This is a genomic window from Streptomyces sp. PR69, assembly GCF_026420845.1.
Lineage (GTDB): Bacteria > Actinomycetota > Actinomycetes > Streptomycetales > Streptomycetaceae > Streptomyces.
This window is the reverse complement of sequence record NZ_JAOWCB010000050.1, coordinates 21,817-29,825: the sequence shown is the minus strand read 5'-3', so window position 1 is coordinate 29,825 and position 8,009 is coordinate 21,817. Positions and strand designations below refer to the sequence as shown.

General features: G+C 72.4%; 6 protein-coding genes. 3 read left to right on the top strand and 3 right to left on the bottom strand.

Annotated elements, in window-relative coordinates:
* Window positions 1–390 precede the first annotated feature (390 nt).
* The 3 genes from OF819_RS27595 to OF819_RS27585 all read left to right on the top strand — a co-directional run bounded on the left by OF819_RS27595 (window position 391) and on the right by OF819_RS27585 (window position 3,703).
* Window positions 391–1,500 carry a GNAT family N-acetyltransferase gene (locus OF819_RS27595; RefSeq protein WP_267246373.1) on the top strand — a complete coding sequence of 370 codons (1,110 nt, stop codon included), beginning with the start codon at window positions 391–393 and terminating at the stop codon, window positions 1,498–1,500.
* Window positions 1,501–1,637: 137 nt separating this feature from the next.
* On the top strand, window positions 1,638–2,900 hold the full coding sequence (locus OF819_RS27590) for a glycosyltransferase family 2 protein (RefSeq protein WP_416370639.1): 1,263 nt from the start codon (window positions 1,638–1,640) through the stop codon (window positions 2,898–2,900).
* A gap of 44 nt (window positions 2,901–2,944) precedes the next feature.
* Window positions 2,945–3,703, top strand: a complete 759-nt coding sequence (locus tag OF819_RS27585) for a polysaccharide deacetylase family protein (RefSeq protein WP_267246375.1) — start codon at window positions 2,945–2,947, stop codon at window positions 3,701–3,703.
* Window positions 3,704–3,790: 87 nt separating this feature from the next.
* Here the strand turns inward: OF819_RS27585 and OF819_RS27580 are convergent, their stop codons facing one another.
* The 3 genes from OF819_RS27580 to OF819_RS27570 are packed head-to-tail and all read right to left on the bottom strand — an operon-like array spanning window position 3,791 to window position 7,170.
* The gene (locus tag OF819_RS27580; RefSeq protein WP_267246371.1) at window positions 3,791–4,843 is read right to left on the bottom strand and encodes a glycosyl hydrolase; all 1,053 of its coding nucleotides are present in this window, start codon (window positions 4,841–4,843) and stop codon (window positions 3,791–3,793) included.
* Between the two features lie 3 nt (window positions 4,844–4,846).
* Complete coding sequence (locus OF819_RS27575) at window positions 4,847–5,389, bottom strand: hypothetical protein (protein WP_267246370.1); 543 nt, start codon at window positions 5,387–5,389, stop codon at window positions 4,847–4,849.
* Complete coding sequence (locus OF819_RS27570) at window positions 5,386–7,170, bottom strand: glycosyltransferase (protein WP_267246369.1); 1,785 nt, start codon at window positions 7,168–7,170, stop codon at window positions 5,386–5,388. The genes OF819_RS27575 and OF819_RS27570 overlap by 4 nt, the downstream gene beginning before the upstream one ends.
* Between the last annotated feature and the right edge of the window lie 839 nt (window positions 7,171–8,009).

Below are 8,009 nucleotides of genomic sequence, written 5' to 3'. Positions count from 1 at the left end.
CGCCCCACCACACCGCGAGTTGCGCCGTCCGCTTGCTCTTCGGCCCGCTCAGCACGGATACCTCACGTTGACCACGGAGTAACAGACCTCCCAGGACGGGACTCTTTTGAGTGACGGGAACGGTCCGATCCTACGAGTAATCAGTCGTATTCGAATGTCAGTCGGCCAACTCCCCTCTCATCTCCTCTCTTTCGTCCATCCGCCGCAGTCGTCTCTCGAACATCACACTTCTCCCGGCTTTCCCGGAGTTCACGGAACGGTCACAACCCGGGTGTTCCTCCCTACCCCGTCGGTATCCGGCCCGGTACCGTCCGTGCTGCCGGGAGGGGTGCTCAAGGGGGAGACCGGGGGGTCGAGTTGAGCAGAGTGCAGACACACAGGCGTGCGCCCATGCGCACACAGTCGGGCGAAGCCGTGCGCATACAGGTCGTCAGACCGGATGCGCTGGGCCGGGAGGAGATAGCCGCCTGGCGGGAACTGCGCGCCGGGACCGGCGCCTCCGCCAATCCCTTCATGGAGCCCGAGTTCACACTCGCCGTCGGCCGGGTGCGGCCGACGGCCCGTGTGGCGGTGGTGCGACAGGACGGAGAGCCCGCCGGATTCTTCCCGTACGAACGCGGGCCGCTGGGCCGGGGCCGGGCCATCGGGCTGGGAGTGTCGGACTGCCAGGGCGCGATACTGCGCCCCGGGCTCGCGCTCACCTCGCGGCAGCTGCTGCGCGCCTGCGCGCTGTCGGCCTGGGAGTACGACAACCTCGAAGCGGGGCAGACGCTGTTCCAGCCCTCCGCGGCCGAGGAGTTCGGCTCACCGGTCATCGACGTGCGCGCGGGCTACGCGGCCTATGAGGACGGGCTGCGCGGCCGGTCGCCGAAGTTCCTCAAGACCACCCTGGCCAAGGAGCGCAGGCTGGGGCGGCGCGTGGGGGAGGTCCGGTTCGTCTTTGACGAGCCCGACCCGGCCGTGCTGCGCACGCTCATGGAGTGGAAGTCGGCCCAGTACCGGCGGACCGGCCGGCGCGACCGCTTCGCCAAGGAGTGGATCAGCGCGCTCGTACGGCAGCTCCACGAGAACGGCCGGGGCGGCTGCCGCGGGCTGCTGTCGGTGCTCTATGTGGCAGGGCGTCCCGTGGCCGCACACTTCGGGCTGCGCTCCGCGACCGTGCTGTCCTGCTGGTTCCCCGCATACGACCCGGAGTTCGCCCGCTACTCGCCCGGTCTGATCCTGCATCTGCGCATGGCGGAGTCGGCCGCCGCCGAGGGCATCGGGGTGCTTGATCTGGGGCGCGGCGCGGCGGAGTACAAGGACGCGCTCAAGACGGGGGAGGTCCGGGTGTACGAAGGGGCTTCGGCCAGACCCGGCGCCGGGGCGGTCGTGCACTGGCTGCACCGCGAGCCGGTGCGGCGGGCGCACTGCTATGTGCGCGGCCGGCCGCGGCTGTCCGGACTCGCGCAGCGGACGCTGAACCGGGTGGGGGCGCTGCGGGGAGCCCGCCGCCACTGAGCCTGATGGACGTACCGATCGAATGGGGCGGGAACAGCATGGCGAGCACTGCCGACGACAATCCCGAGAACACTGCAAGCACTGACATCACCGGCATCACCGACAACAGCGCTGACGGCAAAGGCAGCGTCTCCGAGATCCATGTCGCCGAACTGGATCTGGAAGGGCCCGACGGCGCGGTGCTCTCCTTCGGGCCCGCCCTCGGCGGCCCGCCCGTCCCCGCAGGCGATGTCTTCGCCCTGGTGAGACTGCGCGGCCGCCCCGTCGCCACCGTCGTCTGCCGGGTCAGGCCGGGGGAGAACCCGGGCGACGCGGTGGCCGTCGCCGCCCGCGCGAGACTCGCCGCCCGTCCTCCCGCCCGGCCCGCGGCTCCCGCACAGCGGGTCGCGCCGCCGCGCACCAGCGTCGTCGTCGCCACCCGGGAGCGCGCCGACCAACTGGCCCGGGCCCTGGACTCGCTGCTGGCGCAGGACCATCCCAACTTTGAGATCGTCGTCGTCGACAACGCCCCCGTCACCGCCGCCACCCGGGAGCTGATCGAGCACAAGTACGCCGACCGCGTGCGCTATGTGCGTGAACCCGTGCCCGGCCTCGCCATCGCCCACAACCGCGGCGTCGCCGCCGCCGACGGCGTGGTCCTCGCCTTCACCGACGACGACGTCGTCGCCGACCCGCACTGGCTCACCGCGCTCACCACGCCCTTCGCCCACGACCCCGGCCTGGGCTGCACCACCGGGCTGATCCTCCCGGCCCGGCTGCGCACCCGCGCCCAGATCCTGCTGGAGAGCCACGGCGGCTTCGCCAAGGGTTTCACCGCCCGCACCTGGGACCCGGCGCGCCCGCCCGCCGGCGAACCGCTGTTCCCGTTCACCGCCGGCAGCTTCGGCTCCGGCGCGAACATGGCCTTCCGCGCCCGCGCACTGCGCGCCATCGGCGGCTTCGATCCCGCCACCGGCACCGGCACGCCCGCCAGGGGCGGCGACGACCTGTATGCGTTCGTCGGCGTGCTGGCAGCCGGGCACCGGCTGCGCTACAGCCCCGACGCCCTGGTCTGGCACCACCACCGCGAGTCCTGGCAGGACCTGGAGAACCAGGCGTACGGCTATGGCGCGGGCCTGACGGCGTATCTGGCCGCCACCCTGGCCCGCCGCCCCGCCCTGCTGCCCGCGCTGCTGCGCAAGCTGCCGCGCGGCCTGGCCCACGCGCGCGCCATCAGCGCGCCGCGGAGCGGCGGCGACGGCGGACACGCGGGAGTCCCCGGCCAGCACGGGACGCAGACACACGCCTGGCCGTCGAAGCTCTCCCGGCTGCAGCGGCGCGGGATGCTCGCCGGGCCCCTCGGATATGTCAGGGCCCGCCGCAAGGTCCGTGGACTGCCGCGTCCCTGGGAGGAGAAGTGACGGACGGCCAGGAGCGCATCCCCGTACTGCTCTACCACGCGGTGATGGACGACCCGCCCGACTGGATCGCAGAATTCACCGTCTCCCCGAAGGAGTTCCGGGCGCAGCTCGACGCCATCGGCGCGAGCGGCCGCACCGCCGTCACCGTCAGCGATCTCGTCGGACATCTGACGGGCCGCGGCGGGCCGCTGCCGCCCCGCCCCGTCGTGCTCACCTTCGACGACGGCTTCGCCGATCTGCCGGGCCCCACCGCGGAGGCGCTCGCCAGCCGCTCCCTGCCCGCCACCGCCTATCTGACCACCGGCGCCATCACCCCCGGCCGGCGCAGTCTGCTGCCGCCCGCGCCGATGATGACGCTGTCCCAGGCGACCTTGCTGGAACAGCACGGCCTGGAGGTCGGCGCGCACACCGACACCCATCCGCAGCTGGACACCCTGCCAGCCCGCCAGCTCCGCCGCGAACTGCGCGAGCCCAAGACCGTGCTGGAGCAGACCCTGGGCCATGAGGTGGCTCACCTCGCCTATCCGCACGGCTACAACAGCCGTACGGTCCGCAGGGCCGCGGCGGACGCGGGCTATGCCTCTGCCGCCGCCGTACGGCATGCGCTCAGCTCCGCCGGCGACGAGGCCTACCGGATCGCCCGGCTGATCGTGCGGCGCACGCACACCGCCGCCGACGTAGAGCAGTGGATGGAGGGCGGCGGAGCGCCTGTCGCGCCCTTCCCCGACTCCCTGAAGACGGTGGGCTGGCGGATGTACCGGCGCGCCCGCGCGGCGCTGAAGGGTCCGGTCTTCGCGGGCTGACGCCGTGCACGGCCGGAGGCCGCGCCCTCAAGCGCCGGAGGGGCTGGGCCTCAGCCCCTCCGGCTCGCTTGAGGAGCGCGGGTCCGGCTAGAGGGCCGGCCGGCGCTGGTGGAAGAACGGGTCGGCGACCGCCTCCCGCAGCGCCTCCCAGGACGACTCCCGCGCCAGCGACAGATCACAGCCCGGCCCCGGATCGCGGTAGTTCCACTGGAGCGCGGCCTTGACCCCCTCCAGCCGCTTCACCACCTGCGGCACCTGTGCGTACCACTCGGCCTGACCCTGCGGGTTGGCCGGGTCGTCCGCGGTGCCGAACTCCGACAGCATCAGCGGCTTGGTGTCGGAGAGGTTCGCGCGGATCCAGGCGTGGCTGGCACGCTGGGTGTCCTCGAAGGTCTTCCAGCCCGTCTGATGGCACTGGAAGTAGTTGTACTGGTTGTAGCCGATCCAGTCGACGTACGCGTCCCCCGGATAGAGCCGCAGGAACAGCTCCGCATGGCCGGTGTAGCCGGTGATGATCCAGGTCCACACCACGTTCTCGACGCCCAGTTCGCGGAAGCGGTCGTGGATATGGCGGTAGGCGGCCACATACTCCTCGACGGTGCCGTTGTCCGGGACACGCGTGTCCATCTCCAGGTCGAAGGAGAGGAAGACCTTCTTCCCGTACTCCTTGATCCGCTGGGCCTGGACGTCGATGACGGTCTCGTCCAGCGCGCCGGAGGTGATCTCGGCCCAGCTGGGCTGCTGCTCGGGTGTGCCGCCCCACCACTTGCTCTCCCAGGACAGCAGCAGCATGCGCTCCTCGCCGACGCGCTGCTCCTGCTCGGTCAGCAGCTGCCCCTCAAGGCCGTCCGTGGACATGTCGTGGTAGGTGTAGACGATGTCGAGCTTGCGGCCGATCCGCTCCTCGTAGGCGAGGACCTTCTCCTCCAGCTCGGGCTTGTCATGCCGTACGTACGCGCCGAACCACGCGCCGCACTCGGGGACCAGCAGCTCGTCGGCAGCGCATTTCTCGCCGTCGACTCCGTTCGCGCCGTCGTCCCAGCCGGGCGACTTCTGCACGGCGAGCACTCCGGCGAGGAGCGCCGCGATGAGGAGCACGGGCACGCTGATCATCCGCAGCCGGTCATGGCGGGGTGTCATCACTTAAGGTGCGCCCTTCGGTGTCTGTTTCTTCTTCTCGGCAGTGGGCTCTGCGGGCTTCGGAATGTCACGCTTCTGGACGTCGGGCTTCTGGATGCCGGGCTCAGGCGTGCCGGGCTTCGTGTCTCCGGGGTTCGCGGTGGCGATGCGCAGCTCCGGGCTGCATGCGGCGGCCGCCGTCAGCGCGGTGAGCAGCAGCAGCACCCGCAGCCCGCTGAAGGCTTCGACGGCCAGCAGCGCAGTCGCACAGAGGACACTAGCGCTCACACTGAGTGAAATGGTGAGGGCAAGCTGTTCGAGTCGCCGCGAGTCCCGCTCGAAGCCGCGGTCCCAGCTCTCCGCCGGGCGGACGGCCTGGCAGCGGGCGAGCGCGGGTCTGATGAGCCGGACCAGCGCGGCGCCGGGCCCGGCGAGCAGGAACACGGCGACCGGCGCGATGCGCAGCGGCGCGGCGGCGGGCAGCAGGGTGGCGGCGGCGAGGGCGCAGCACCCCGCGGCGGGCGGCAGCAGCCGCAGGGAGAGATCGGTGCGGGGCAGGGCTCTCATGAGGTCCTCCGGAGTTCGTAGACGGCGCCCGCGCTGTTCCGGGCCACCCGCTCGAAGAGCGGCGAGGCCGCCACGGACGTCTCGATGCGGTGCAGTTCGGCGGCGGTGAGCATGCCGTTCATGTCCGAGTAGGCGATCTGGCCGCGGGTGAGCAGCAGATAGCCGCGTGCGGGGGGCTCGACGCCGGACATGTCCCGGGCGAGCGTGGCGGCCGGGTCGTTCAGGATCGCCTCCACATGGCTCCTGTCGTCGTCGAGGAACCAGTAGTGGCCGATGCGCCAGTACGTGTCGTAGGCGAGCGGGTAGTTGCGGCTGGCGGCCACCACGAGCGAGCCGTCGGGCGCGCTGTCGACGAGCTGCCGCACCAGCGCCACCTCCTGGGGAGGGAAGTAGCTCAGCTGGTCCTTGCCCGCGTAGCTCGGTACGAAGGCGGCCGCCAGCGCGAGCAGCGCGGCGGCCGGAAGCGCGCCGAACCGCAGCCCCTTGACCGGCGGCGGCTTCCCCTTGCCGTCCGGCGACCCGGCCGTCAGCGGCCTGGCGTCCGGCAGCAGCGCGGCGGCGGCGAAGAAGCTCGCTCCGGGCAGCATGAACAGCAGCACCCGGAAGATCATCTCGTTGCCGTAGTCATTGGCGGCCAGCATCAGCAGCGGCGCGGCGGCGAGCAGCAGCAGCGGGGTGGCCCGGCGCCGCAGCAGCGGGCGTCGCCAGGCCCCGTACGCCGCGAGCAGCAGCACGGACGCCGACAGCAGCCGCGACACCCAGGACATGAGCACCGGTCCGGTCCCGGTCGGGGTGGTGCCGTAGCCCGCCTCCAGATTGCCCGTCACATTGCCGAAGGAGCGGATCATCTCCGGCACCGCCTCGCGGAGGAACGGCAGGGAGGCGGTGAGATTCCAGGCCAGGAACGCCAGCAGCAGCACCGCGGGCGCCGCCCAGTCGCGGTAGCGCCGGGTCAGACACAGCGCGCCCAGGCCGACGGCCAGCATCACCGGCGTCAGCTGGTGCGCGGTGACGAGGGCGGAGGTGAGCGGGATGAGCAGCGCCGTCCACAGCAGCGCCCGGCGGCGGCCGCCCGCCGGGGGGCGTACGCCCCGGCGCAGCACGATCGCCAGCACGCTCAGGCAGAGGAACAGCGCCAGGGACTGGGGGGAGAAGTAGTCCTGACCGACCCAGTTGGCGGCGTAGAAGATCCACACGGCGGTCCAGATGAGCCGCCGGTCCTGGGTGAAGGTGCGGTAGATCAGCAGCAGCGGAGCGAGCAGCAGCAGACTGGACAGCAGCGGCCACCAGGCCATGTACGTTGCCGCGTGCTCCAGTCCGGTCAGGTCGGTGAACGCGGCCTGCGCGGCGAAGAAGCCGGGCCACTGGTCGTACACGGCCATGTCGCCCAGCTTCGCGCCGCGCTCCAGCGCGCCCGCCGTGAGCAGATGGTCGACGACCGCGTCGTGCTTCCACGCCCAGGCGTACAGCGGGGTCGGATAGACCAGCGCCTGGGTGGCCCGCTCCATCAGCAGCAGGCCGGCGGTGTACGCCAGCGGCCAGCGGTGCGCGCGCAGGGGGTCGCGCACACAGACCCAGAAGCCCGCGGTGAGCACCGCGAGCGCAACCCAGAAGGCGAGGGGCAGCGCCCCGGCGAGCCCGAAGCCGCCCAGATCGGCCGGGTCGGTACGGGCGACGGCGTATGCCCACAGGACGAGCGCCGCGGCCAGGGGGCCGCCGAGGGCCAGCGTCCGGCGCCGGCCCGACCGGTCCGGGGACGCCGGAAGATCGGCCAGATCCATCGCTGGGTCGTCCTTTGAGGTCCGCCGGCCGGGGACGGTGGCGGTTCTCCCGGCCGATGCGGCTGGCTGGTGCACATATCCCCCAGAGGGTTCAGTTATGGGCAGGAGTTGAAGGGGCGCCGGGACGCCGGCGGCCCGGCGCCCGGACAGGGCCGGACGCACCGGCGGGCCGCCGACGCCGTCAGCGTGTGGCGCGCGCGGTGTGTCTCGTACGCCGCGTACGCAGGGCGCGCAGCGCGTACAGGCCCGCCGCGGCGCAGGCGAGCAGCAACTGGAGCGGCAGCGCCAGCGGAGCGAGCTGCTGTTGCAGCGCCCAGCCGCAGACCGTGAGCAGCCACAGCGCTCCCCACTGTGCCGCGACCGGCAGCCCCGCCGTGTGCAGAATGGACAACACAGCGGCCAGCGCCAGCAGTTGACAGACCGTCGGCAGCCAGCGGAGCAGGGCTTCCGGGCCGTCGAGGGCCGCCGCGGCGGCGAGGAATTCGGCGAGTGGCCCGTACCACGCGCTGTTGACGGGCTCCGGGATCCGGCCGAGGGCGGCGGGCGCGCCGTGCAGCGCGGCGAAGGTGATCCCCAGCGTGGCGGCGAGCAGGCCGGGACGCGGCCGCAGCAGCGACAGCGCGGCGCTGTGGACGACGATCAGCAGCACCCCGGCGGTGACGGTGAGGGGCGGCAGGGCGTCCAGCAGGCGGGCCCCGGTCAGCGCCGGGTCGCCGACGGCGGGCCTGCTCAGCAGGGGCGTCCAGAACAGCCCGGCGGCCAGCCCGAGCAGCAGCCAGAGGGATGTGGCGAGGCGCGCCTCGCCGGGGTCCTCGCCCGCTATGGCGCCCTCGCTGTCG

Bases quoted from the DNA above. Each gene is read 5' to 3' on its own strand.
- OF819_RS27585 (WP_267246375.1), top strand. From the start codon at position 2,945: ATGGACGACCCGCCCGACTGGATCGCAGAATTCACCGTCTCCCCGAAG.
- OF819_RS27570 (WP_267246369.1), bottom strand. From the start codon at position 7,170: ATGGATCTGGCCGATCTTCCGGCGTCCCCGGACCGGTCGGGCCGGCGC.
- OF819_RS27580 (WP_267246371.1), bottom strand. From the start codon at position 4,843: ATGACACCCCGCCATGACCGGCTGCGGATGATCAGCGTGCCCGTGCTC.
- OF819_RS27575 (WP_267246370.1), bottom strand. From the start codon at position 5,389: ATGAGAGCCCTGCCCCGCACCGATCTCTCCCTGCGGCTGCTGCCGCCC.
- OF819_RS27595 (WP_267246373.1), top strand. From the start codon at position 391: ATGCGCACACAGTCGGGCGAAGCCGTGCGCATACAGGTCGTCAGACCG.